The 23,209-nt window shown below is 40.9% G+C and carries 24 protein-coding genes; 5 read left to right on the forward strand and 19 right to left on the reverse strand.

What is annotated here, in order from left to right; all coding sequences use genetic code 11:
- Positions 1 to 7: 7 nt before the first annotated feature.
- The 12 genes from J2X69_RS19970 to J2X69_RS20025 form a co-directional block, all read right to left on the reverse strand.
- Positions 8 to 3,217: a SusC/RagA family TonB-linked outer membrane protein gene (locus J2X69_RS19970; protein WP_310107315.1), complete on the reverse strand. Its 3,210-nt coding sequence runs from the start codon at positions 3,215 to 3,217 to the stop codon at positions 8 to 10.
- Between the two features lie 396 nt (positions 3,218 to 3,613).
- Positions 3,614 to 4,585, reverse strand: coding sequence for an aldo/keto reductase (locus tag J2X69_RS19975; RefSeq protein WP_310107316.1), 972 nt, complete (start codon positions 4,583 to 4,585; stop codon positions 3,614 to 3,616).
- 78 nt (positions 4,586 to 4,663) lie between these two features.
- Entirely contained in the window at positions 4,664 to 5,233 is a 570-nt protein-coding gene (locus tag J2X69_RS19980) for a Crp/Fnr family transcriptional regulator (protein ID WP_310107318.1), read from the reverse strand.
- A 290-nt stretch (positions 5,234 to 5,523) separates the two neighbouring features.
- Entirely contained in the window at positions 5,524 to 6,447 is a 924-nt protein-coding gene (locus tag J2X69_RS19985) for a helix-turn-helix transcriptional regulator (protein ID WP_310107321.1), read from the reverse strand.
- A gap of 229 nt (positions 6,448 to 6,676) precedes the next feature.
- Complete coding sequence (locus tag J2X69_RS19990; RefSeq protein ID WP_310107323.1) at positions 6,677 to 7,468, reverse strand: SDR family NAD(P)-dependent oxidoreductase; 792 nt, start codon at positions 7,466 to 7,468, stop codon at positions 6,677 to 6,679.
- A gap of 131 nt (positions 7,469 to 7,599) precedes the next feature.
- Complete coding sequence (locus J2X69_RS19995) at positions 7,600 to 8,511, reverse strand: helix-turn-helix domain-containing protein (RefSeq protein WP_310107324.1); 912 nt, start codon at positions 8,509 to 8,511, stop codon at positions 7,600 to 7,602.
- Positions 8,512 to 8,525: 14 nt separating this feature from the next.
- Positions 8,526 to 8,888, reverse strand: a complete 363-nt coding sequence (locus J2X69_RS20000; protein ID WP_310107326.1) for a hypothetical protein — start codon at positions 8,886 to 8,888, stop codon at positions 8,526 to 8,528.
- A gap of 114 nt (positions 8,889 to 9,002) precedes the next feature.
- Positions 9,003 to 9,806, reverse strand: a complete 804-nt coding sequence (locus tag J2X69_RS20005) for an SDR family oxidoreductase (RefSeq protein WP_310107328.1) — start codon at positions 9,804 to 9,806, stop codon at positions 9,003 to 9,005.
- A 140-nt stretch (positions 9,807 to 9,946) separates the two neighbouring features.
- Positions 9,947 to 10,300 (reverse strand): hypothetical protein, encoded by a 354-nt coding sequence (locus J2X69_RS20010; RefSeq protein WP_310107330.1) that lies wholly within the window; start codon positions 10,298 to 10,300, stop codon positions 9,947 to 9,949.
- Positions 10,301 to 10,369: 69 nt separating this feature from the next.
- Positions 10,370 to 11,284, reverse strand: a complete 915-nt coding sequence (locus J2X69_RS20015; protein ID WP_310107333.1) for an SDR family oxidoreductase — start codon at positions 11,282 to 11,284, stop codon at positions 10,370 to 10,372.
- A gap of 283 nt (positions 11,285 to 11,567) precedes the next feature.
- Positions 11,568 to 11,768 (reverse strand): hypothetical protein, encoded by a 201-nt coding sequence (locus J2X69_RS20020; protein ID WP_310107335.1) that lies wholly within the window; start codon positions 11,766 to 11,768, stop codon positions 11,568 to 11,570.
- Positions 11,769 to 11,846: 78 nt separating this feature from the next.
- A complete protein-coding gene (locus tag J2X69_RS20025; RefSeq protein ID WP_310107337.1) occupies positions 11,847 to 12,170 on the reverse strand; it encodes a hypothetical protein in 324 nt (107 codons plus the stop codon).
- Between the two features lie 93 nt (positions 12,171 to 12,263).
- Between J2X69_RS20025 and J2X69_RS20030 the strand changes: the two genes are divergently transcribed.
- Both J2X69_RS20030 and J2X69_RS20035 read left to right on the forward strand, forming a co-directional pair.
- On the forward strand, positions 12,264 to 13,148 hold the full coding sequence (locus tag J2X69_RS20030) for a helix-turn-helix domain-containing protein (RefSeq protein WP_310107338.1): 885 nt from the start codon (positions 12,264 to 12,266) through the stop codon (positions 13,146 to 13,148).
- Positions 13,149 to 13,228: 80 nt separating this feature from the next.
- Positions 13,229 to 14,026: an SDR family oxidoreductase gene (locus J2X69_RS20035; protein WP_310107340.1), complete on the forward strand. Its 798-nt coding sequence runs from the start codon at positions 13,229 to 13,231 to the stop codon at positions 14,024 to 14,026.
- A 22-nt stretch (positions 14,027 to 14,048) separates the two neighbouring features.
- Here the strand turns inward: J2X69_RS20035 and J2X69_RS20040 are convergent, their stop codons facing one another.
- Positions 14,049 to 14,555 carry an SDR family NAD(P)-dependent oxidoreductase gene (locus tag J2X69_RS20040; protein ID WP_310107343.1) on the reverse strand — a complete coding sequence of 169 codons (507 nt, stop codon included), beginning with the start codon at positions 14,553 to 14,555 and terminating at the stop codon, positions 14,049 to 14,051.
- A gap of 271 nt (positions 14,556 to 14,826) precedes the next feature.
- Between J2X69_RS20040 and J2X69_RS20045 the strand changes: the two genes are divergently transcribed.
- The 3 genes from J2X69_RS20045 to J2X69_RS20055 are packed head-to-tail and all read left to right on the forward strand — an operon-like array spanning position 14,827 to position 17,050.
- Positions 14,827 to 15,876, forward strand: a complete 1,050-nt coding sequence (locus J2X69_RS20045; RefSeq protein ID WP_310107344.1) for an aldehyde reductase — start codon at positions 14,827 to 14,829, stop codon at positions 15,874 to 15,876.
- Position 15,877: 1 nt separating this feature from the next.
- Entirely contained in the window at positions 15,878 to 16,234 is a 357-nt protein-coding gene (locus J2X69_RS20050; protein WP_310107345.1) for a DoxX family protein, read from the forward strand.
- A 15-nt stretch (positions 16,235 to 16,249) separates the two neighbouring features.
- Positions 16,250 to 17,050: an AraC family transcriptional regulator gene (locus J2X69_RS20055; RefSeq protein WP_310107348.1), complete on the forward strand. Its 801-nt coding sequence runs from the start codon at positions 16,250 to 16,252 to the stop codon at positions 17,048 to 17,050.
- Positions 17,051 to 17,073: 23 nt separating this feature from the next.
- Here the strand turns inward: J2X69_RS20055 and J2X69_RS20060 are convergent, their stop codons facing one another.
- The 6 genes from J2X69_RS20060 to J2X69_RS20085 all read right to left on the reverse strand — a co-directional run bounded on the left by J2X69_RS20060 (position 17,074) and on the right by J2X69_RS20085 (position 23,142).
- Complete coding sequence (locus J2X69_RS20060; protein WP_310107349.1) at positions 17,074 to 17,985, reverse strand: helix-turn-helix domain-containing protein; 912 nt, start codon at positions 17,983 to 17,985, stop codon at positions 17,074 to 17,076.
- Positions 17,986 to 18,010: 25 nt separating this feature from the next.
- Positions 18,011 to 18,808, reverse strand: a complete 798-nt coding sequence (locus tag J2X69_RS20065) for an SDR family oxidoreductase (protein ID WP_310107352.1) — start codon at positions 18,806 to 18,808, stop codon at positions 18,011 to 18,013.
- Positions 18,809 to 19,514: 706 nt separating this feature from the next.
- On the reverse strand, positions 19,515 to 20,324 hold the full coding sequence (locus J2X69_RS20070; protein WP_310107354.1) for an AraC family transcriptional regulator: 810 nt from the start codon (positions 20,322 to 20,324) through the stop codon (positions 19,515 to 19,517).
- 6 nt (positions 20,325 to 20,330) lie between these two features.
- Complete coding sequence (locus J2X69_RS20075; protein ID WP_310107356.1) at positions 20,331 to 21,146, reverse strand: oxidoreductase; 816 nt, start codon at positions 21,144 to 21,146, stop codon at positions 20,331 to 20,333.
- A gap of 434 nt (positions 21,147 to 21,580) precedes the next feature.
- A complete protein-coding gene (locus J2X69_RS20080; RefSeq protein ID WP_310107358.1) occupies positions 21,581 to 22,549 on the reverse strand; it encodes an SDR family NAD(P)-dependent oxidoreductase in 969 nt (322 codons plus the stop codon).
- Between the two features lie 23 nt (positions 22,550 to 22,572).
- The gene (locus J2X69_RS20085) at positions 22,573 to 23,142 is read right to left on the reverse strand and encodes a Crp/Fnr family transcriptional regulator (RefSeq protein ID WP_310107362.1); all 570 of its coding nucleotides are present in this window, start codon (positions 23,140 to 23,142) and stop codon (positions 22,573 to 22,575) included.
- Positions 23,143 to 23,209: the final 67 nt, after the last annotated feature.

The following is a 23,209-nucleotide window of genomic DNA, read 5'->3' on the forward strand; positions in this document are numbered from 1 at the left end:
CCTATACTTAAAACTTCAGGTTAAGATTAAAGCCCATGCTTCTGCTAGAAGGGAAAGCCATATCCTCCACGCCGGGGATTAGCGTACCTCCACCCATTGCCATCGTCTCGGGGTCGAAGTGGGGATTCTCTGTCCAAAGCGCCAAGTTCCTGCCTACCAAGGATATTTTCACGTCCTCAAACGGCAATCTGCCCAAAATAGATCTAGGGATCGTGTAACCCAGCGTCACCTCTCTTAGCTTCAAGAAAGTAGCATCGTACTTAGCCGCTTCCACATTATCTCTTTCGTAGTATCTGTTGTGCCAGTTTCTAGAAGTAGTTTTAAAGGTATTCGGACTGTAAGAGCCGTCAGCATTTGCCACCACACCCTCACTGATGATACCGTTGTCTTCTAGATCATAACCCGTTTCACGTCCGTAAAGAGTCTCTGCAAGCTGACCGGAAGTACTTCCGATTGTCTTGGTTCTTGACACAACTATCCCCCCATATCTGAAGTCAAACAAGAATCCCAGATTGATTCCTTTGTAGCTGAAGTTGTTTTGCAAGCCAAGCATCCAATCCGGATTGTAATTCCCCTGAAGTTTCAATTCCGGATCCATAAGCGGTGTTCCTGTGGAATTGTGAATGATCTGGCCGAAATACTCTGAATTTACATCTTCCACTCTGGCAAATCCTCTTCCGTAGATGTTACCCATTCTCTCACCTACTCTTGCCTGGATATCGGCTCCATTTCTTCCTGTAAGAGAGTAAGTGTCAAGATCTTTTGTCAATTCCAATACTTTACCTCTGTTTCGTGTGAAGTTTGCCATCAGGTTCCAGTTAAACCCGGCGCTAGTACGGATTGGATTTGCGCTCATCATGATTTCAATTCCTTTGTTTTGAATCTCACCGGCATTGATCATTTTGGCGGCATATCCTGTAGCTATATCCAGTTCAATTGGAATAATCTGGTTTCTGGTTCTGTTGTCAAAGTAGGTGAAGTCAAGACCCAGTCTTCCTTCAAAAAACCGCACATCAAGACCCGCTTCATATGCACCTGTTCTTTCAGGCTTCAATTCTGCGTTAGAGAGCGTATTTGAATCAGATTTTGTCTGATCATTCCCCCATGCAGTCTGAGAGACATATACATTGTAAAGGCTGTATGGATCGGTATCATTTCCTACCTCTGCATAAGCCAATCTAGCTTTCAGAAATGATATAAAATTCGGCATCTGCACCATATCGGAAATCACAGCTCCCAACGTAACAGAAGGGTAGAAATAACTACGGCTAAATGCCGGCAATGTACTTGACCAGTCATTTCTGCCTGTTACATCTAGAAACAGAATGTTTTTGTAACCAATTTGACCAAAACCATACAGCGAGTTATTTCGCAGTTCGGTAGTAAAATGACTCACTTCAAGATTTACAGCTGTATTGGTGAAATTATAAATACCGGGGATCAGCAACTGGGGAGCTACTGTCTGGACTGATCTAGTTTCCACATGCCTTTGGTTACCTCCTACTGCTATGCTGTAAGAAAATACATCCATGGTATTTTCAGAATAGGTAAGCAGGAAATCAGAATTCATTTCAGAGTAGTACAAGTTATCCTCTCTATAGTTTCCTTTAGGAAAACGCTGCGTACTAAATGCTCTTTTTCGATCTCTTAGCTCATTGTAGGTATCCAAGCCTGTTCTCAGCATCAAGTTTAGTTTGTCCGTAAACTTGTAGTTTACAGAGATGTTACCAAAGATTCTATCCTTAGCCTGTCCGTTGGTGTTTTCATACACATTGAAATACGGATTATCGTGGTAGTTGTAGTTGTAGTTAAACTGCTGCTCACCCTCTCTTCCCGGCATCCAGTAATCCCTCAGGTTTGCTGTATTTACCTGTCGCCCATACCAGATCCATAAGTACATCAGGTTTTCAGTACCGTAGCTGATATTTGGTCTGTTTCCGCTGTCAGTTCTCTGAAAGTTGACCGTAGAGTTCACTGTGAGTTTATCCGTAAGATTAAGCCCCCCATTCATGGAAATGGTATTTCTCTTTAGATCTGTGTTAGGCACAATTCCTTTTTGATCCAAATTGGTCCAGGATAGGCGGATATTTGCATTCTCATTCGAAGCTGCAAACGCCACGTTATTTGAAAGCGTTACTCCTGTCCGGAAAAAGTCATTGATATTATCCGGGCTGGACACCCATGGTGTGGCGATGATACTACTTCCTGCAGGAGCGTTTAGATCGCCACCTCTGAAGCCATTGACATCTCTTGGAGAATCGAATTGGGGGATCATTAAGCCTGCATCCAGTCTTGGCCCCCAGCTTTCATCCACCCCATCAGCGATGCCTGAACCTGCTCCGTTTACAAATCCAAATTGACCATTATTACCCTGACCGTACGTATTCTGCCAATCCGGAAGTTTCAATGCATTGTCAAAAGTAGTATTGGAATTGACAGTGATTCCCAATCCTTTTTTGTTTTTCCCTGATTTAGTAGTGATCAGGATAACACCATTCGCTCCCCGGGAACCATAAAGTGCAGCCGCAGCCGGACCTTTCAACACAGTCATGGATTCAATGTCGTCAGGATTGATCTCACCGGCGGCATTTCCGTAATCCACTTCCTGATTGGAAGATCCTGAAGAACCCACGATGCTGTTGGAGATAGGGACACCGTTTACGACGAAAAGGGGTTGGTTTCCATTGATATTCAAAGAGGACTCCCCACGTATAGTAACCCGGCTGGATCCTCCAATGCCTGACGAACTGTTGATAACCTGAACACCCGCGACTCTTCCGCTCAGAGAGTTAATTACGTTTGTCTCACGGGCTTCCGTAAATCTGTCCCCATCTACCGCCTGCACTGAATAACCCAAGGCTTTGATTTCCCGCTTTACACCAAGTGCTGTTACTACGACTTCATTAAGAGCAAGACCTTCTGTGAGCGTCACATTAATCGTAGTTAAATTCCCTACTACCCGCTCAAGAGACTCAAATCCGACGAAGGAGAAGATCAACGTCTCCCCTTCACCTGCTTGAATCGCATAGTTCCCGTCTATATCGGTTACCGTTCCCCGATTCGTACTTTTTACCAGAACTGTTACCCCGGGTAAGGGGTCACTGTTTGCGTCAATTACTTTTCCTTCGACCCTGGCTTGCTGGGCGAAAGAAAAATTGATAATAAACAGTAGACAAGCAGTTATCACACATTGCCAAATGCTTTTTTTAGCAGTCATCTTGAAGTAGAGGTTTTGAATAAGTAATATTTTAGTCTCAAAATTTTACTAAAACTATACTTTCACTATTGGCTATCGATTAAATCAGCTTTATCAAAAAATGAATTCATTTTTTGATAACCCTGTAAAGAAGGCTTAGCTAACTCCAAAATGAAGAAAAAAGGCTATTATGGAGACTTAATATTGCATCCAATATTTCCATTTTATTACTCAAACTTTATTAAAAAAAGTATATAAATATTAAACTTAAGCAACTCTTACTCATGGAAGGACATAACTACTGTGAAGTAATATATAAAAAAAATATAGGTTAGCTGCCCCAATATGGTCTATGGGGCAGGCTCTGATATTTCCATTTAGTGTACTTCCGGGGTTCCCTAACGCTCTCGTCACTTATTATTTCCCGATTTTGTTTTGAATCTCTTTTGGATAGCGCTCTCCTACAATTTTGATTGTTTCCAATGCTGTATTTATCTTGATGAGTTCATCAGTTGACAGAGAAATTTGTGCACCGGCAATATTCTCCTGCAACCGATGGATTTTAGACGTTCCCGGAATAGGAACAATAAACGGTTTATGGGCCAGAAGCCAAGCCAATGCAACCTGTGCCGGAGTAACTTCTTTATCCTGTGCCACAGAAACAATCAAGTCTACCAACACCTGATTGGCTCTCCTGCTTTCTTCAGAAAAACGAGGAGAGAAATTCCGACCATCTGTCTCATCGAATTTAGTGTCAGCCGTTATTGCTCCCGTTAAAAAGCCTTTGCCCAATGGACTAAAAGTCACAAAGCCGATGCCCAGTCCTTCCAACGTGGCAATAATTTCTTTTTCAGGTTCCCGATAAAACATAGAATATTCACTCTGTAGCGCCGTAATAGGCAAAACGGTATTTGCTTGTCGGATAGACTCCGGATTGGCTTCACAGAGCCCAAGGTGGTGTACTTTTCCTTCTTGGATCAAGTCTTTCACTGTACCCGCAACCTCTTCCATCGGTACGTTGGGATCCATTCTATGTTGATAGAATAAATCTATGTAATCTGTTTTTAATCGCTTAAGTGATGCTTCAGCAGCAGCCCTTATTGACTCCGGCCGACTGTCTGATCCCAACCTTGGATTTCCTTCTCTGAACCCAAATTTAGTAGCAACAATAACTTGTTTACGGAATGGTTCAAGTGCTTCACCTACCAATATTTCATTGTCTCCGTAAGATTGTGCCGTATCAAAAAAAGTAATGCCATTTTCGTAGGCCGCTCGAATCACTTTGATTGATTCACTTTTTTCAGGTGCTCCGGGAAAGCTCAATCCCATACACCCATAACCTATTGTGGACACTTCTAATCCTTTCGTTCCTAATTTTCTTGATTCCATTTCTTAATGTTTAAATGATGATAAAACAAAGGTTGTTCATCAAAAAATGGAATCATTTGCCTTAAGGCAAAAAGCGCCTCAGCGGATGTTGTTTCTGATTCTGCTTAAAGTACTCTGTGTAATTCCCAAGTAGGAAGCAATATAGGACAAGGGAATACGGTTCACTAAGTCTGGAAATTTTTCCATAAACTCAAGGTAACGCGTGGTAGCATCCTGCGAAACCAGTTGGCTTCTTCTATCCAATTTCTCCCTATGTTGTCTGGCAACAATCTTTTGAATTATAGTATCCCATCCGATAATTGTGTCCGAAATTTCCTTCCAGTGCTTTTTTGAGAAAGTCACCAGTTCGGATTTTTCAATGGCTTGCAAGTATTCTGAAGGAACATAGGTTGAGTCAATATCCTGCCCATAAAGGATCAAAAGATGTTCCTCAATAAAATAGCGGGTAATTTCTTCACCCTGATTATTGTAATAGTAAACTCTCAAAATCCCTTTTGTAGTGAATCCAACGAAGTCGATCTTTTTGCCAGCTTCCCAGAAGTAGTGGTCTTTTTGAAGTTCGATGACTTGCGCATTTTTTTTTATCAGTCCTATTTGTTGCTGGTTCAGGTTACCAAATTGTAATAAGTATTCAATAAATTCTTCCATTTTATAAAATTAGAAATCGTCACTAGGTCATCATTTGCCATTTGGCAAAATTTACCGGAGTTGGAATACAATGCTTTACAACTATTGTTCAACCAACTTTACTTTTCAATTATATGACTGTCTAAACTCCAAAGGTGACAAGTTGGTTTTTTGAATGAATAACTTACAGAACGATTGCGTTAAAGCAAACGACTTTTGATTTAGCCAAAAATAAGTTGCTGGTTCTTAGCCCAGTAAAGAGCCTGGCTTTCTACTGTAAACAAGCTACGTACTGAATAGCTAGGAGGAAATCAGCCAAACGATTTTCTAAATTCCAGAGGTGAAATCTTGGTCTTTGCCTTAAAAAGTTTACTAAAGGATTGCGGGTGTTCAAAACCTAACTCATAGGCGATTTCGCTGATCGTGAAACTGGTGGTAGAAAGTCGCTCTTTTGCTTTTTCAATCAGTTTAAAATGAATGAACTGCTGGGCATTTTTCCCAATCAGCGAACGTAACAAATCGCTTAGGTAATCCGCTGAAATATTTAACTCCCCGGAAAGAAAATGTACGGAGGGAATTCCCTGATGCAATGATTGCTGCGTATTGAAATAATCATCCAGAATGGCTTCAGTTTTTTGAAGCAGATCATTGTTTACGGCCTTTCGGGTAAGAAATTGCCGCTTATAAAAACGGTTGGCATAACTCAGCAGCAGCTCAAGCTGGGCGATCACCACTTCCTGACTCAACTCATCGATCCTACTGTTCAGTTCATCCTCAATTATTCGAAAAACAGCAAGAATGGTTTCTTTTTCTTTATCCGACAAATGCAAAGCTTCGCTTACCGAATAAGAAAAATAGCCGTATTGCTTTATTTTTTTTGCCAAAGGATAACCTAGAAAAAAGTCTGGATGAATCAGTAGTATATAGGAATAGGTTTCAACATGGTATTCCGCAGTTCCAACCAACTGATTAGGAGCCAAAAACATCATGCTGCCTTCCTCGAAATCATAATAGTTTCTTCCATACCTAAGTCTTCCTCCCTGCTGCTCTACAAAAGCAATTTTATAAAAATCCAAGACATCATACAGGACCACCTTATCAGGATTGAAAGGATTATTATGATCAAAATGCGTCAGACTCAGCAATGGATGCAGCGGCTTTGGCAAGCCAAATGCCAGATGCATTTCGGAGATAGATCTAAACTTGAAAACAGTACCTTTCTTCTTCCTATTCATGTTATGAATTTTAACCCGAAATATGCATTAGCAATTCTATTACGGCCAGTAATTACTTCAAAATCAGTCACTATGTTTCTGTTTTCGACTTCACCATAGCGGTGCTATGGTGAAGTCGAAAACAGCCTGATTTTATTGCACTTACTATCCTCATAACGAAACCTAATGCATAGTCCGGGTTTAATGAAACCAATAAGGTTGATGAAACCCTATTGGTTTTTATGCCTATTTACCAGGGAACAATAACTCCGTCTGGACCCGTGAAAATACCTGAAGGCCCATCCTCCTCAAGTGCTACACGTATGGGTTCACTTGAGCCTTCTTCAACGCTTACAGTTCCCTCAAAATTGTTGAGCGCTGTAGATGCGAAGCCTGGACTGACAGCATTTACTTTTATGCCCAAGTTCTCTAGTTCAATAGCAAATGACACAGTCAATGCATTGAGTGCGGTTTTGGATGCCCCATAAACCATGTCAAACATATAGCGATGAGGGTTAGAGGTATCCATATTCAGCGTAAGTGAGCCCAATGCGCTCGAGACATTTACAATACGGGCTGAGGCAGAACATTTCAATAGAGGAAGAAATGCTTGTGAAACAGCAAGCACTCCAAAAACATTTGTTTCCCAAACGGCACGAACTTCATCAAGGGAAGCTACACTGGCCCGTTGATCTGCAAGAGCCTCCAGAAGGTTTCGCCCCCTGAGTTCCGTATTGGATATTGCGGCATTATTCACCAAAAGATCAAGCCTGCCAAAGTCTCCCTGGATTTTAGACACAGCCGCTGTTATGCTTCTTTTGTCGGTCACGTCCAGCTGCATCTCCTTTGCTTCAGCCCCTATTTCTTTAACTGCTTCCAGTCCGTTTTGCGGGTTACGTGAACCCACATACACGATATATCCCTTTTCGGCAAGAGCTTTGGCGATCTGAAATCCTATCCCTTTGTTGGCTCCGGTGACCAAGGCAACGAGTTTTCTTTCAGGAGATGATGAATCATGGGTTCCTTTTTCTTGTGATTGCATAATTTCTTTAGTTAAAATTGATGAATCAAAGTTCGGCCAACCCTGCCTAGCATTCGTAGCCTAATCCCGAGCATTTGTAGCCAAATCAGGGAAAGAATTCGTCCAATAAGCAAGTTTCATAATTTCAGTGCTTAATGGAAAGTCTTTCTATACTCCAGTGGTGTGGAATCCGTTTTGGCTTTGAATAGCTTATTAAATGATTGCGGGTATTCAAACCCCAATTGATAGGCAATTTCAGCCACGGATAAACCGGTTGTCGCTAGGTATTCTTTCGCTTTTTCAATCAGTTTTTCATGGATATGCTGCTGGGCACTCTGCCCGGTGAGCGACCGTAGCATATCGCTCAGGTAATGGGGAGACAGATTTAGTTTTTTGGCCAGATACTCGACGGTGGGTAGCCCCTTTTGTAAGCTTTCCCCGTTTTCAAAGTAACCCGCTAACAGTTCCTCCATTTTCATCAGCAAATCATCATTGACTGCTTTCCGGGTCATAAATTGTCTCCCGTAGTAGCGATTGCAATAGTTGAGCAATAGGTCTATTTGGGCAAGAATAATGTTTTGTGTGTGCTGGTCTATTCTCTGGGATTCCTGCTCTATTCTTTTGAAAATGTCGATAATGTCTTCCTCCTCTTTTCCTGACAAGTGCAATGCCTCATTAATACCATAGGAAAAGAACCCGTACTTTTTGATAGTGGAAACGATAGGATGAGTACCTAGTAAATCCCGGTGAAATAACAAGGCATACCCCTTACCGAAAACCTGCTCTTTGGAAGGAGCATCGATCACTTCCAGCGACTGCATTTGCTTTGGGGCAGTAAAACTCATGACTCCCCTATCAAAGTCGTAGTATTGCTGGCCGTATTTCATCTTCGCTTTCACATCCCTTTTCAAGGAAACCGTGTAAAAATCCACAAAAAACTGTTTCCAGACATGAGCATCGGTAAACTGAACATTTTCAATATGAATAACGCTCAACAACGGATGCACCGGATCCGGTAGCGATAATAATTGATGAAACTGCGATATGGAGTTTATTATTTGCATACCCAATATTTTTTCTACGGTTTCAGTTTCCAATACAAAAAACCGAAGATAAGTAAAGCACCTAATTCAACGGCTAACCATAACATCTGCTTTGCAAAGAATCCATCCCACAGCATTCCAAGTAATCTGGCTATGATAATGCCGGTGGTTAAAGCGATCAGCAAAGCAGATACTGTCAATCCCCAGGGAGTCCATGGGTGATGGAACAGTAATAACAGTCCCAATCCAATCATAAATCCCCATCTGACCCTCTTTTCTATCACCTGATATGGATCTGTTGGTAAGGGATAGGTACTTAATAACCCGGGTTTATACGCCAGGATTAAGCCCGCCATAAGCAAAATAACGCCTGATATTTTTAGTAGCATATTCATCATAAAGTAAACTGCCTGTTATGAACAATCACCTTCATTTTTGATTTCAAATACTTTTATGCTGCCATTTGTATTCTTCGTGGATCAAAGGTTTTCTTCAAAGAACCGCAACAGTCATTATTGTTTAAACTGGTCTCTGATTTCTTTTCTAAAAGCTTCTGACCCTATTGCCAGACGTCTATTGTAGATGGCGTTTGCGTCTGGGCCTGCCACATACCTTACCTGATCCTTACCATCGGTGGCAGCTTCATAAACCAATCCTGCTATATGTTCAGCGCTAGCAGCCTGGGCCATCATAGCCTCCACATTGGAAAATAGCCTATCTTCCAGCGATTGGTATTCTGGGTGGTTCGCTTTGGCCAGCGATCTTCCGGTAAAATCAGTAGCGATGGCTCCGGGTGCAATGGTTTTTATTCCGATGTTATGCAGCCCTAATTCAAATGACATACTTTCCGACCAGCCTTCTATAGCAAATTTGGCAGCATGGTATATCGAATGCAGTGGAAAGGTCAGCAATCCACCCATAGAAGTAGTACTGATAAACAAACCTCCTTGCTTTTCTCTGAAATAGGGAATAAAGGCTTTGGTCACCCAGAGTACCCCCATCAGGTTGGTGTTGATCTGCCGTTCAATCTGTTCTTCCGTTAAGGCTTCCATCGCTCCCATCAACCCATAGCCAGCATTATTGAACACCACATCTATTCGATGTAATGCAATAGCTTGGGCTACTGTGCTATTGATCTGTTCCACATTGGTTACATCCAGGGGCAACAAGGTGATGTTTTGCAATTGAGATAGCTCTTGTTCCTGTTCAGGATTCCGCATCGTAGCAATCACATGCCAGCCTTTGGATTGAAATACGTGAGCCGTTGCTTTACCCAAACCGGAAGAAGCTCCTGTAATAAAAATTGTTTTTGCCATTATTCTATACTTTAAGTGTGACAAAACAAAGGTCTGCAGAATTTAGCCGCTCGCTGTTGCCAAAATACTGTAAGTTGTATCCAAACCGGAGTTAGCTCGGAGATTCAGCGTGAAGACAAGAACTTGTTTATTTAATCTTCTCAATTGATGGCGTTGGTGAAGTGGCATCCACCATGGCCTTTTTTGTGAGATGATGATTGTTTTGTATCTCCATCTATAAATTTAGAATGTTCAAATACTTCCTCCAGCTTACTTTTTTCATCCTTTGTCCATTTGCCCTTGCCGTAATCGAATACTTTTTTATCCTCTTTTCTTAATCTATTCAAAGAGTCAGTAAAAGCAACAGCGTTTGTGTTTATGTAAGAGCTATCTATCAGCAATGTGATGGTATTGCCAGTTTTGTTGCTGATGTACACCGTTTTACCAGCACTACAGGAAGAAAGCAAAACCACAACAATGGATAAAGTACTTATCAATTTTATTTTGTTTTTCATTAATACAACTATAGAAATTGGCATTTGAAAATGTTCGTTTACTTTCGGCCAGAGCCTAAACCAGTAAAACTAAAACTCAACTTTTGCCAACTTTTTAGATATCTCCCATAATTTTAAAGAAACATCAATATCCTCCGCTTGTGTTGGTATTTTTGCGATTGAAGGAAATCCGCGGGTTTCGCTCATTTTGTTTGGTCCATAATAGGCACCTCCCTTAGCCTCCGGAGATGTGGCTGCATATAATGTCGGCAAGGCTCCTTGTGCAGGTAGTTGGAACAAAAACGGAAGAAAAGTTCTCGCTATTCCCGGTCCACTCCAACGCCCTGCACCGGTAATAAGCAGATTTGTCCGCGAAACGCCCGGATGGGCAGCCATACTTCTTATTTCCCAACCGTGCTTTTCACTCTGTCGCTGTAGTTCTAAAGCAAACATCAGATTCGCAAGTTTTGCCTGACCGTACGCTTTCATTGGAGAATACGTCGATACTGACTGAAGGTCATCAAAATTGATTTTACCTGCACGATTCGCTACACTTGAAACGGTAACCACACGAGCATCAGGGGCTTTCCGTAATAATGGAAGAAGTTGTGCTGTCAAGGCAAAGTGACCGATATGGTTTGTGCCAAACTGCAACTCAAAGCCATCGGCGGTTTCGAGCCGTTTTGGCGGTGTCATTACTCCGGCGTTATTTATCAGAAGATTGATGGCTTGCCCTTTCGAAATCATTTTCGAAGCAAAGGCTTTGATAGAAGCTAGATCTGCCAGGTCTATTTTTTCAAACATCACTTTTGCCTTGGGGTTAATCCGATATATCTTGGCGATTGACTCGGCCCCTTTTTGAGGGTTACGTCCCATCATGATCACATTCCATCCCGCTGATGATAATGCCAATGCATCTTCATACCCAATACCTTCCGTACTTCCTGTAATTACAGCCAAGCCCCCGTTTCTTTGGGGAATATTATTTGCTGTCCAATTTTTCATTTCGTTTTGCATTTTTTCTGTTTTTTTGTTGATGCAAAGTTGCAGCAACATCAAAAGATAGATTTAGCCAAAACGCATGTTGTTGTAGTCAAAAATTTGAAGCGACTTTAATGCATCCACTGTTGTTCGGTTAAGCATGTCGATAGCAATCAGTAATATTTAATCTTTTGCTTATCCGCAATGATACCAATAGCCCTATCTTTGCCCACCCGATCGGATTACCGAAGTGGCCTCAATGCTATTGTTGACGAAGTCAAAATGAGGGAATTCTTGTGTTAGGTGCTTAATCAAAAAAGGTAATTCCTTTTTCGTATGCTGATCGGATTATTTTAATCGATTCGCTTTTTTCAGGTGCTCCAGGAAAGCTTAATCCCATACAACCATAGCCCAATGCAGATACTTCCAACCCCCTGTTTCCTAGTTTTCTTGATTTACTCACAGCATTACTACTGTCCTTTGGGTATTCGTGATTCTTCGAATTCATTTTTCGTCGTTTAGATTATCAATAATCCAAAGTTTGCTTATTGAAAAATGGAATCATTTGCCTTAAGGCAAAAGCACATTAGCGGATGTTGTTTCTGATTCTGCTTAAGGTACTCTGTGTAATTCCCAAATAGGAAGCAATGTATGACAACGGTATCCGGTTCATTAAACCGGGAAATTTCTCAATGAAATCAAGGTATCGGGTAGTTCCATCCTGCGAAACAAGCTCACTTCTTCTGGTTATTTTTTCGTTATGATGTTTTGTGATGATCTTTTGAATCATGTCATCCCATCCAATAATAGTCCCGGAAATATCTTCCCAATCCCGTCTGGAAAAAACAACAAGGTTATAGTCTGTAATGTCAGCCGGATATTCGGAAGGAGTATAAATTTCATCAATCACATCGAACAAGGAATTTTTATCTTGTTTTCAATTAATCGAGAAAAAGATTGACAATAAGAACTGTTCAATATGTTTTTTATCTAATTTTAGGCAATGCAGACTATTAGTATAAATGACTTTTTAGATAAACCGGAAATTAAAAGTAAATCAAGTCTAGGCAACTTTACTATTGAACGGATCACAGAAAAAGATCCCTGTGCCTTACAACCTATACCTTACAATCGAAGGTCGTTTTATAAGATCAATTTACTCAGGGGCTCCTATACCATTCATTTTGCTGAAGAAACCTATAAAGTCAGGAAAAATGCAATTTTTTTTGCTAATCCTTTGAGCCCATATAACTGGATACCTAATGATGGGGAACACAGCGGAGTTTACTGTATTTTTAATACTGACTTCTTCCATAATTTCGGTTCTTTGGACGCCTACTCCGTTTTCCAACAAGATGGATTAAAGGTGTTTGAATTGGAAGAAGAACAGTTTTTTCGTTTAGATGGCATTTTTAATGAGATGGAAGATACATGTGATAGCAATGATGAGCACAAGTATGATCTGATCAGGAGTAAAATATATGAACTGCTTCATTTTGCTTCGAAGTTATCTTCCCAAAAAACGAATGTAGACAGACATAATAAAACTTCGACACGTATTGTCAAATCATTTCTGGATTTACTTGAACAGCAGTTTAATACGACAATAAACTCACGTGGTCGCGTTTTAAATAGAGCTTCTGATTTTGCGGAGGCATTGTCTGTACATCCGAACTATCTTAACCGTATTCTGAAGGGGAACATGGGAAGCTCAACAAAGCAGCTTATCCAAGAGCGATTTTTACAGGAAGCGAGGCTACTCTTAAAGCATAGCGATCTTGATATTTCGGAAATTTCCCATCTTTTAGGTTTTCGGGAGCTTACCCACTTTTCCGGCTTTTTCAAAAAGCACGAAGGTATGTCTCCATCCATGTACAGAAAAGTTTGATTTTTATAACCATTGTTTTTTATTTCGTTAACTACCAATAGACCATTAGTTCGAAATTTGCCCTATAAACACAAACTACTATGAATAAAAAATGGTTTATTACCGGAGCATCAAGCGGTATCGGGCGTAATTTAACAGAGCAACTTCTAGAGGCGGGACATACAGTTTTTGCCACACTTAGAAAGCCGGAACTGTTAAATGAATTAGCTGAAAATTACCCCGGAAGGCTTTATGTGGGTTATTTGGAATTAACGGATCTGACTAGTATCGAAAAAGCTGTCGCTGATGCTGATGAAAAATTAGGACAAATTGATATTGTAGTAAGCAATGCAGGTATTGGTGTTTTTGGAGCAGTGGAGGAATTGGACAGTTCGACTATCAGAAAACAGCTAGAGGTAAATTTATTGGGTTCCATTATGCTGATAAAATCCTTAATCCCCTTTTTAAGAAAACAACCTGATGGTGGACATATTATTCAGGTATCTTCCGAAGGCGGACAGATTACCTATCCGGGATTCAGCCTTTATCATGCTTCCAAGTGGGGGATCGAAGGTTTTGTGGAAGCTACAGCTCAAGATGTAGCAGCATTCAATATCAGGTTTACCATTGCAGAACCCGGCCCTACCAATACTCAATTTGGAAACAACCTAAGTATTGCTGAACCTATGGAAGCTTATCAAAAAACCTCTGTTAATGAAATTCGAAGATTTATAGACGCCGGATTTGGTGAGCTAGATGATGTGGCTGATGTTGCAAAGGCTGTCATTGAATGTAGTACATTAAAAAATCCTCCCTTACGTTTGCCCATTGGAACAGTAGCTACAAAAAACCTGATTGTAGGGTTGCAAAAAAGACTCGATGGTATAATGATGATATAATTTACATTACCCTCCCGATTCGCTACGCTTGAACAATAACAACACGAGCATCAGGAGCTTTCCGTAATAATGGAAGAAGTTGTGCTGTCAAGGAAAAGTGACCGATATGGTTTGTGCCAAACTGTAACTCAAAACCATCAGCAGTTTCGATCCTTTTTGGAGGAGTCATTACACAGGCGTTATTTATCAGAAGATTGATTGCTTGCCCTTTTGAAATCATTCCCAAAGCAAAGGCTTTGATTGAAGACAGGTCTGCAAGGTCTATTTTTTCAAACATCACCTTTGCCTTGGGGTTAATCTGATGTATCCTGACAATTGACTCGGCCCCTTTTTGAGGGGTGCGTCCCATCATGATCACATTCCATCCCGCTGATGATAATGCCAATGCATCTTCATACCCAATACCTTCTGTACTTCCTGTAATTACAGCCAAGCCCCCGTTTCTTTGGGGAATATTATTTGCTGTCCAATTTTTCATTTCGTTTTGCATTTTTTCTGTTTTTTTGTTGATGCAAAGTTGCAGCAACATCAAAAGATAGATTTAGCCAAAACTTAGCTTGTCGTAGTCAAAAAAAATAGTTATTGGTGGGACAGGCTGTTTATTTAGGGTGGATCTTGGATAATGATTTACACTTTGGCAAAATGTGGCAGGTCCAACGTTTCATAGTCAAGCGTTGTTACCCTCTCCTTGTATCCTTTATTTTTTGGACCTCTCAATAAAGTAAAATTGGACTTATCACTAAACTGACCCTGCCTGAAAACCCTGAAATTTGTATCTGAAATAAAATTAAAAATTTCAAATGATGGAAAATAAAGGGACAGTATTAGTTACCGGTGGAACCGGCTTCGTGGGCATGAGAATTATTTTGCAATTGTTGGAAAGGGGCTATCAAGTAAGGACTACCATTCGCAATCGAAAAAGTATAGCTAAGGTTAAATCAGCTTTAAGCACCAATAACATTGCTTCGTTTGAACGCCTTTCGTACGAGGAAGCAGAATTGACAGAAGATACGAATTGGGCCAGGGCTATGGAAGGTTGCAGCTATGTGTTAAGTGTGGCTTCACCGGTGTTTTTTGATAAACCGAAAAAGGAAGAAGAAGCTATTCGTCCTGCGGTAGAAGGTATTTTGCGTATCCTAAAATTTGCAAAAGAGGCAGGTGTAAAGCGGGTAGTCATGACCTCCAATTTTGGAGCGGTAGGGTTTACCCAAACGGACAAAAGCAGGGAAACCACGGAAGAAGACTGGACAAAACCCGACGCCATAGGACTTTCGGTTTATGAAAAATCCAAAACGTTAGCAGAGATGGCGGCCTGGGACTTCATCAAAAGCAAGGGGGGGAATCTTGAATTTGCCACCATCAATCCGGTTGCAATTTTAGGTCCATCATTAGATGCTCATATTTCGGGAAGTTTTCATCTGCTTGAAAATTTATTGAATGGCACATTGAAAGCAATTCCCAACATCCCACTGAATGTGGTGGATGTAAGAGACGTAGCCGATTTACATATCCGTGCCATGGAGAACCCAAATGCCAATGGCCAACGGTTTATCGCTTCGGCTGACGGACAAATTTCGTTACCTAAGATTGCGGAATTGTTGAGAAGTGAAAGACCCAAAGTAGCACAAAAAGTCACCAAAAGAACACTGCCCAACTGGGTTTTGAACATCGCAGCCGTACTCAATGAACAGGCAAAGGAAGGTTTATTTTTGACCAAAATGAACCGAAATGTAAGCAATGCCAAAGCCAAAAACGTCTTAGGCTGGAAACCTGTTTCGTCTCAAGAAGATGCCATCTTGTCCTCGGTAGATTCAATGGTAAAGTTTAACCTCATACATAAAGACCAATAAAATGGCAGCAAGAATAATCAGCGGTTTATTGATTTTGGTAAGCTTTTACATTGGAGTGAGTCACGGTTCCCGTGTATTTCAGAAACCTTCGGCGGAATATATTGAGATGATGACTGCGTTAGGAATTACCGATACCATTCGCACTATGTTGGGAGTCTGTTCTATACTTGCTGCAGTTTTAATCCTGTTTCCCACAACATTCTTTATCGGAAATGTTCTACGGGCAGAGCTACTGATAGTAATGATGTCATTAGCCTTGAAAGCTGGAAATTATAAATTTGCATTAATAGAAATTCCATTCCTTTTGATGCCTTTAGCGTTAATTTACTTAGGACATCCCTTCAAAAATGGGATTTGAAAATAGAACAATCATATGAGAGCAATAACCGGAGATTCCAGCGTAAATATTCTAAAAGAGCAGTTTATTCCTGACCATGTGTTTATCTATGTTGCCAAAGGTGGCTTTCGGGTTTTTGATGGAAACAAAAGTTATACGTACAGAGCAGGAGATGCCTGCCTTGCCAGAAAAAACAGGTTGGCAAAGTATGAGTTACTGGATAGCACAGAAGGATTTGAACCAATCCTTTTTTGCTTTGACGAACTTTTTTTACAAAAATTCTTGAAGAAAGACCGGTTTAAACAAACCCATTTTTTATCAAAAGACGCTTTTATACAGATCCCAAAATCAGTGTTGATAGAGAGTTTCATTCAATCCATCAAGCCTTATTATAAAGGTATGATGCAATTGGATGAATTGTTCGAGGAGGTAAAATATGAAGAAATTTTACTCATCCTTCTTAAAATCCAGCCGGAACTCGCCGGGATTTTATTTGATTTTAGAAAGCCCGGAAAAATAGATTTGGAAGAATTTATGAATCTAAATTTCAAGTTTAATGTAAGTATTTCCCGTTTTGCCTATCTTACCGGACGTAGCTTATCTTCTTTCAAAAGAGATTTCAAAACTATATTTGATAACACTCCAAGTCATTGGCTGGTGCAAATGAGGCTGCGGGAAGCTTACCTTTTACTGAATAAAAAAAATCAAAAGCCATCTGATTTTTACCTTGATTTGGGCTTTGAGAGTTTATCACATTTCTCCACCTCATTTAAAAAAATGTATGGTCATGCTCCCACCGAAATTCCAGGTAAGAATACCCAAAGCTACACCATTTAATGCACACAGATTTAAGGAGGTAACTAGTTAAACGAAGCCCTAAACTCCAATGGCGATTGTTTAGTTTTAGCCTTGAACAACTTGCTGAAACTCTGTGGATACTCAAAGCCTAATTGATAGGCTATTTCACTAACAGAAATTTCTGTGGTTGTCAGGATCTCTTTGGCTTTTTCTATCAGCTTTTCATGAATAATCTGCTGGGTGGTTTGCCCCGTGAGTTGCTTCAGGCAATCACTCAGGTACTTGGGCGATAAACTTAACCGGGAAGCCAAATATGCAGGAGTTGGCAACTTTTGTTCCCCAGCATCGCTGAAACTGGCGTTCAGTATATTTTCTACCCTGTTCAATAGCTCACTACCTTGGGGTTGTCTGGTTACAAACTGCCTGTTATAATAGCGGCTAAAATGGGTAAACAACAAATCCAGTGCAGAAATAATTACATCCTGACTAAACCTGTCTATGGGCAACAAATATTCCTTTTCAATTTGCCCAAAAATAATTTCTATGGATTGTTGCTCATCTTCCGAAAGGATCAAAGCTTCATTGACATCGTAATCAAAAAAGCCAAAGCTTTTCATTTTACTGCTTAAGGGATAGCCTCTCAAAAAATCTGGGTGTATACTTATGATCCAACCCGCTTTTGCAAATGCAAAATCTTTATCCACAATGCTCACTTGCTTGGGGGCGAAACAGGAAATGATACCTTCATCAAAATCAAAAGGTGTTTGTCCATATTGCATTTTACAGGGACATTCTGTCTTTAAGGCGATTTGGTAAAAATCACTGATCAATTTGGTACGTTGGGTTAGTTCCGGTTGCGGAAAATGCTCAAAACGAAGAATGCTGAACAGTGGATGCTTCGGCTTGGAAATACCCACCATCTTGTGCATATCAGCAATGGATTTGAGATGAATGGTTGAGGTCGTTGAATTCACTTTTCTACAGTTATTTAAGTATCTGCTATTTTTTCCTGTATGACTTGGCAAAGCTTTTTGCTAAGAAAGCATTTGGAAACAACGCAGATAAGCGGCTTGCCATACGGTTCATTTTTCCTGATACAATATAATGCTTTCTTTTATCCAATGCGGTCAATAGCTCTTCAGCTACTTGTTCGGGGGTTTGCAGAGGCGTAGAACTGCTATATTCCGCATTCAGTCTTCGTCCCACTTCACCATCCATTCCGGCTGCATGATTAAAATTGGTTTTGGTCAATCCGGGACAAAGCAACATCACGTGCACCTTGTATGGTTTACATTCCTGGGTGAGTGCCTGGGTAAAGTGGCGGACAAAAACCTTGCTGGCTGAATAGGTGGCCATATAGGGTATCGGTATAAATGATGCCATAGAAGCCACGTTGATGATTGTCCCGTTGTTACGTTTTTTCATCTCTCCCAGGAACATATGTGTCAATGCCACCAAGGATGAAATATTAAGCTGCAACATCTCCATTTCCGGCTCCAGAGCCAATTCTGAGAATTCGCCCCCGGAACCGATTCCCGCATTGTTGATGAGCATTTCTACTTCCAGCCCGCGACGCTTCGTTTCTGCAAAAACCTTTTCAGCAGTTCCTGATTTCGCCAAATCCGCAGCAATAAATTGGGCATTGATGCCATACTTTTCAGTCATCTGTTTGCAAAGAGTGCCTAGCTTATCCGCATTACGGGCCACCAGCAAAAGGTTGTGTTTTCTTTCCGCAAATTTGTGCGCAATGGCTTCCCCTATTCCACCCGATGCACCGGTTATTAAGCTTACTTTCATTTTTTTGCTCTATTTAAATTGATAGTGCAAAGTTGCGGCAGTCTATCTACCAGAAAGTGTCCAAAAGTCGGTTGTTTGTATTCAATTGGCGGGTTGGGTGATTTCATAATCGGATCCTATATCCGTAAAATGCTGTCCATAGCCGCTGTCACGGGCAAAGTAGATGGTTTTGTCGGTAGATTTGTCCTGAATCGTAAATGAGCCCCAAATGAAGAGGAACTGAAAAATGCCATAGGCATGGACGATGTTATTGCCGGGGGGTTAACCCCCGGATTTGATGATGAAAATTTAATTTACCTCGGCGCAGGGGTATGGGGAGGAAATAGAAGTCCATGCCGAGGAGGAGCAGAAAATGAGTAAGACCGAATATCGAATGATGAAGAAGTGGGACAGTCCAGCTTCTGGAGAAGCAGGACAACGAAAAAGAATTTAATACCAAGCAGCCTACCTAACGGCAGGCAAGTCTGAAGACACCATAGGCACAAGTCGAAAGACTTGCGCCAAACTGAGTTGGGAAGTTGGAAAATATCGAACATCGAATAATGAATATCGAAGTTGCCTATTACAGAATGATGATGAAGGTATAAAAGTCCGGCTTCCGGAGAAGCAGTACAACGAGGAAAAAAGGGTGAGTGCCGCCGTGAGTGGCGACACTCACGGCGGCAGGAGAAAACCGCAGAGCATGGGATTGGCTACTTGCACTTAATCAACCGCCCACCTCACTTGGGGCGAAACCATAATGCTTTTTGAAAGCAAATGAAAAATGCGAAAGATTTTCAAAACCGACTTCCAGGTAGACTTCGATAGGTCGTTTTTTCTTTTGTGCAATGAGATAATGGGCCATCTCCAAGCGTTTCCTTTGTACCCATTTTTCCGGGGTAGCATCAAAAATCTTTGCAAATTCCCTTTTGAATGTGGAAAGGCTCCGCCCCGTTAGTTTGGCAAAAGTGCCTATCGATACATTGTATTGATAATTCCGCTGCATAAAATTTTCCAGGTCCATTTTATAGGGTTCCCTGAAGTCAAACAAGAAGTTTTTGAAGGAATGATCGATTTGCAACAAAAGCTCAAGGGCTTCACGTGTTTTTAGTCCGCACATTTTGAGAGAGAGCTTCTCCGGATGGCTTTCATAAGGGATTAGCGAATCAAAAAAACCCTTGATTACCGGGTTTCCTGTGAGTTGGATAACTGATCTTCCCTGATAAGGTTGTTGTTCATCAATATCATTTTCAGCAGCGTATTGTCGCAGTGTTTTCTGGTCAAAAAATACCCCAATCATTTTAAATGGCTCCCCGCCAAGGGAAGGTTTTTTGTATTTTTTGACCAGTTGATTTCTGCGCATCAAGCCTATTGTGCCCGGTTTCACTATATAGGAACCTTCATTCGTAAAATACTCGGCTTCCCCGGATAAGGTAATTCCCAGACTATGTTCCGGTAAAAATTGCTCCGAACTTTGCTCTTTTTGATAAGAACAGGAGTACAAAATATTGTGTTGTATAATTTGATGACTTTCCATAAGCTTTTATTTTGCCTGACCCATAATCAATTTATCCATCATTTTGTCTGTTAAAATCGTTTTTAAAGCTAACAGTAATTTTGCATCCCATTTTCCACCCACATATCGTGCATCGGGTCGTTTTGATGCAATGGCTTTTAGAATCAGTTGCGCAATGGTTTCAGGGTCGGAAACATTCTTTGCTACTTTTTCGAAAGAATTATACACTTTGGAAGCCAGATCTTTGTAGGGGGTATTGCCCGAAACTTTCATCAGACTTTCAAACGCAATATTGCCCCATTCCGATTTCGTCGCACCGGGTTCCACAACAATAACATCTATTCCAAAGGATTTTACCTCCATCCGCATACAATCACTAAGGGCTTCCAGGGCAAACTTACTCGCATGATACCATCCTCCCATAGGCAATGCTACCTTGCCACCTACAGATGAAATATTGATGATTTTACCCTGGCCGAGCTCCCTCATTTTGGGCAGAACCAACTGAGCCATACGCATAGCCCCCATAACATTGACATCCAATTGATACCGGGCGGTATTCATATTTACATCCTCAATAGCACCATAGGAACCAAAGCCGGCATTGTTTATCAATATACTTATACTCCCTGCTTCTTTAATAATGTGATTGACTGCAGACACCATACTTTCATCATCGGCAAGATCCAGAACCAAAGGTTTGATGCCGAATGTTTTTAAATCATCCATTCTTTCCAACCTACGTGCCGCACCGTAAACATTATATCCTTTTTCTGCCAATAGAATGGCAGTAGCCCTGCCAATTCCTGCGGAAGCACCCGTAACCAAAACTGTTCTTTTCATCTGATTATAATTTGATTTTTAAAAGACAGATGGAATCTCGCTGGGTTTATAATCATCCCTCTCCCGAAGCAAGTTCGGGACAAGTTGTGTGTCTCCTTCAACATGCTCGATTTCATCTGTTTACATTTTGATTTTTAATGGTCATAACCTGTCCCGTGACGAAGGAAACGGGATAGCCTGTCCCGTCCGCCGCGGCGGATCGGGAGAATCTCGCCAGGCGATTAATCATCCCATTGTGTGTCGCCTTCGACATGCTCGATTTCATATTTGTATCCATTTCTTGAAATACAAAGTTCGCCCGTATTCAAGAAAGGTACTTTGTTGAAAAGTCCAATGTTATATGTTGAAAGGGTCATAAATGGATGCGTCTTCCCTCAAAATCCAGGTTAAGCTTACCTTTGATGTAATTTATTGCAACGGATTAAAGTGATGGCTTATACCAATTTAAATTTGGCATCATTTAGAAGCTGTTCACTTTGCTCCCAAAGGTCTTTCATCAACATGTTATTTTGTGCCAATGTAGAAGGTGATGGAAAGGTTATTTTGCCCGCCCGCAATGCCACATAAACCTTGTCCGCGGGTACTTTTACCTTCCCCCATACTAAATGGGCTAATGTTATACCTGCGTCTTTAATACTATTTGATTTCGGAAGTATTCGCTTTCTCAAAAACGGTATCGTAAAAACCTGCCAGGCCAAGCGCATAACTAATGTCCCTTTTTGAAGTAAACCGGTTCCGGGCGTTGCCCCCGGGTCATAAGCAATACATTGCCAATTGTTTTGGTCTGCCATAGCAGTTGCAGCAAGGTACCTTACGGTAAGAATAGTACACAATTTAGAAGAAGAGTAAGCTCTTTGTGCATTGATGGCCATCTTTTCGTCCAAGGTTTTGTCTTGCTCGGGATATGCCAACCAAATTGCATTGGCGTGTTTTGGCGGAGCAGACAATGCATTTTCCTCTGGGTCGTGCGTGCCACTTGTGGTCATTATTATCTTGGCATTGGCATCCAAATAGGGAATCAACAGTCTTAACAAGTAAAAATGTGCCAAATGATTTACAGCGAAAGTCGTTTCAAAACCATCAACAGTTCTTGAATTAATATCAGGGTGGTTCATACCTGCATTGCAAATAAGCACCTGAATTTTTTCGTCTCTGATATTTTTAACCACTTCAGAAGCAAACTGACGAACATTATCCAAACTTTCTAAATTAAGTGGAATGTGCTTTGCCCCTTTTATTTGACTGTTTCTATTTCCTAAAATTACGTTTGTCCCCAACGTATTAATTAAGTCGGTTGAAGTGGCCGCTCCAAAACCGGAGGTGCCTCCGGTCATTACAATGTTCAGTTTATACATATTTTTTATGGTATGCCACAAAGTTGCCGGCATAAAAAATGAAATCATTTACCATTTGGTAAAAAAGCGATTTAGCGGATATTTTTCCGTATTCTACTCAATGATTGCTGCGTAATACCTAAGTAGGAAGCCAGATAAGCCAGAGGAATACGATTGGCAAGGGTTGGGTACTTTTTTAGGAATGTTAGATATCGGGTTGTAGCGTCCTCTGAGATTAAAGGATTTATTTTATCAATCTTTTCGAGCATTGCTTTTGAGATGATTTTTTGAACGATTTTATCCCAGCCATCAATGGTGTTTGAAAGTTCTTGCCAGTCCTGTTGAGAAAATACAATGAGCTTGCAGTCCGTAACAGTCTGAACGTATCCTGACGATGGAATTTTGTTGTCGAAACTGTTTAAATCCACAAAAAAATTGTTCTCATCCATGAAGTAGCTGGTGATTTCCTCTCCCTTGTTGTTGTAGTAACAAAAGCGGATAACCCCTTCTAATAGGAAACCGACCTGTTGGGCAATTTTTCCTGCTTCCGAAAAATATTCGCCTTTGCGAAGCTCAAATTCCTTGGCTTTTTTTGAAAGCAGATCTACTTGTTGTTTGTTCAGGTCACCAAACTGCAATAGGTAGTTTATCAATTCTTTCATTGAGTTAAGGTACTTGTTTAATTTTTCAGGGTATTTGCCAGTTGGAAAAATACCATTGGCCATTCTT

Origin of the sequence: Algoriphagus sp. 4150 (assembly GCF_031457395.1) — a bacterium.
In the GTDB taxonomy this organism is placed as follows: Bacteria; Bacteroidota; Bacteroidia; order Cytophagales; family Cyclobacteriaceae; genus Algoriphagus.

Bases quoted from the DNA above. Each gene is read 5' to 3' on its own strand.
- J2X69_RS19970 (WP_310107315.1), bottom strand. From the start codon at position 3,217: ATGACTGCTAAAAAAAGCATTTGGCAATGTGTGATAACTGCTTGTCTA.
- J2X69_RS19975 (WP_310107316.1), bottom strand. From the start codon at position 4,585: ATGGAATCAAGAAAATTAGGAACGAAAGGATTAGAAGTGTCCACAATA.
- J2X69_RS19980 (WP_310107318.1), bottom strand. From the start codon at position 5,233: ATGGAAGAATTTATTGAATACTTATTACAATTTGGTAACCTGAACCAG.
- J2X69_RS19985 (WP_310107321.1), bottom strand. From the start codon at position 6,447: ATGAATAGGAAGAAGAAAGGTACTGTTTTCAAGTTTAGATCTATCTCC.
- J2X69_RS19990 (WP_310107323.1), bottom strand. From the start codon at position 7,468: ATGCAATCACAAGAAAAAGGAACCCATGATTCATCATCTCCTGAAAGA.
- J2X69_RS19995 (WP_310107324.1), bottom strand. From the start codon at position 8,511: ATGCAAATAATAAACTCCATATCGCAGTTTCATCAATTATTATCGCTA.
- J2X69_RS20000 (WP_310107326.1), bottom strand. From the start codon at position 8,888: ATGATGAATATGCTACTAAAAATATCAGGCGTTATTTTGCTTATGGCG.
- J2X69_RS20005 (WP_310107328.1), bottom strand. From the start codon at position 9,806: ATGGCAAAAACAATTTTTATTACAGGAGCTTCTTCCGGTTTGGGTAAA.
- J2X69_RS20010 (WP_310107330.1), bottom strand. From the start codon at position 10,300: ATGAAAAACAAAATAAAATTGATAAGTACTTTATCCATTGTTGTGGTT.
- J2X69_RS20015 (WP_310107333.1), bottom strand. From the start codon at position 11,284: ATGAAAAATTGGACAGCAAATAATATTCCCCAAAGAAACGGGGGCTTG.
- J2X69_RS20020 (WP_310107335.1), bottom strand. From the start codon at position 11,768: ATGAATTCGAAGAATCACGAATACCCAAAGGACAGTAGTAATGCTGTG.
- J2X69_RS20030 (WP_310107338.1), top strand. From the start codon at position 12,264: ATGCAGACTATTAGTATAAATGACTTTTTAGATAAACCGGAAATTAAA.
- J2X69_RS20035 (WP_310107340.1), top strand. From the start codon at position 13,229: ATGAATAAAAAATGGTTTATTACCGGAGCATCAAGCGGTATCGGGCGT.
- J2X69_RS20040 (WP_310107343.1), bottom strand. From the start codon at position 14,555: ATGTTGCTGCAACTTTGCATCAACAAAAAAACAGAAAAAATGCAAAAC.
- J2X69_RS20045 (WP_310107344.1), top strand. From the start codon at position 14,827: ATGATGGAAAATAAAGGGACAGTATTAGTTACCGGTGGAACCGGCTTC.
- J2X69_RS20050 (WP_310107345.1), top strand. From the start codon at position 15,878: ATGGCAGCAAGAATAATCAGCGGTTTATTGATTTTGGTAAGCTTTTAC.
- J2X69_RS20055 (WP_310107348.1), top strand. From the start codon at position 16,250: ATGAGAGCAATAACCGGAGATTCCAGCGTAAATATTCTAAAAGAGCAG.
- J2X69_RS20065 (WP_310107352.1), bottom strand. From the start codon at position 18,808: ATGAAAGTAAGCTTAATAACCGGTGCATCGGGTGGAATAGGGGAAGCC.
- J2X69_RS20070 (WP_310107354.1), bottom strand. From the start codon at position 20,324: ATGGAAAGTCATCAAATTATACAACACAATATTTTGTACTCCTGTTCT.
- J2X69_RS20075 (WP_310107356.1), bottom strand. From the start codon at position 21,146: ATGAAAAGAACAGTTTTGGTTACGGGTGCTTCCGCAGGAATTGGCAGG.
- J2X69_RS20080 (WP_310107358.1), bottom strand. From the start codon at position 22,549: ATGATTTCATTTTTTATGCCGGCAACTTTGTGGCATACCATAAAAAAT.
- J2X69_RS20085 (WP_310107362.1), bottom strand. From the start codon at position 23,142: ATGAAAGAATTGATAAACTACCTATTGCAGTTTGGTGACCTGAACAAA.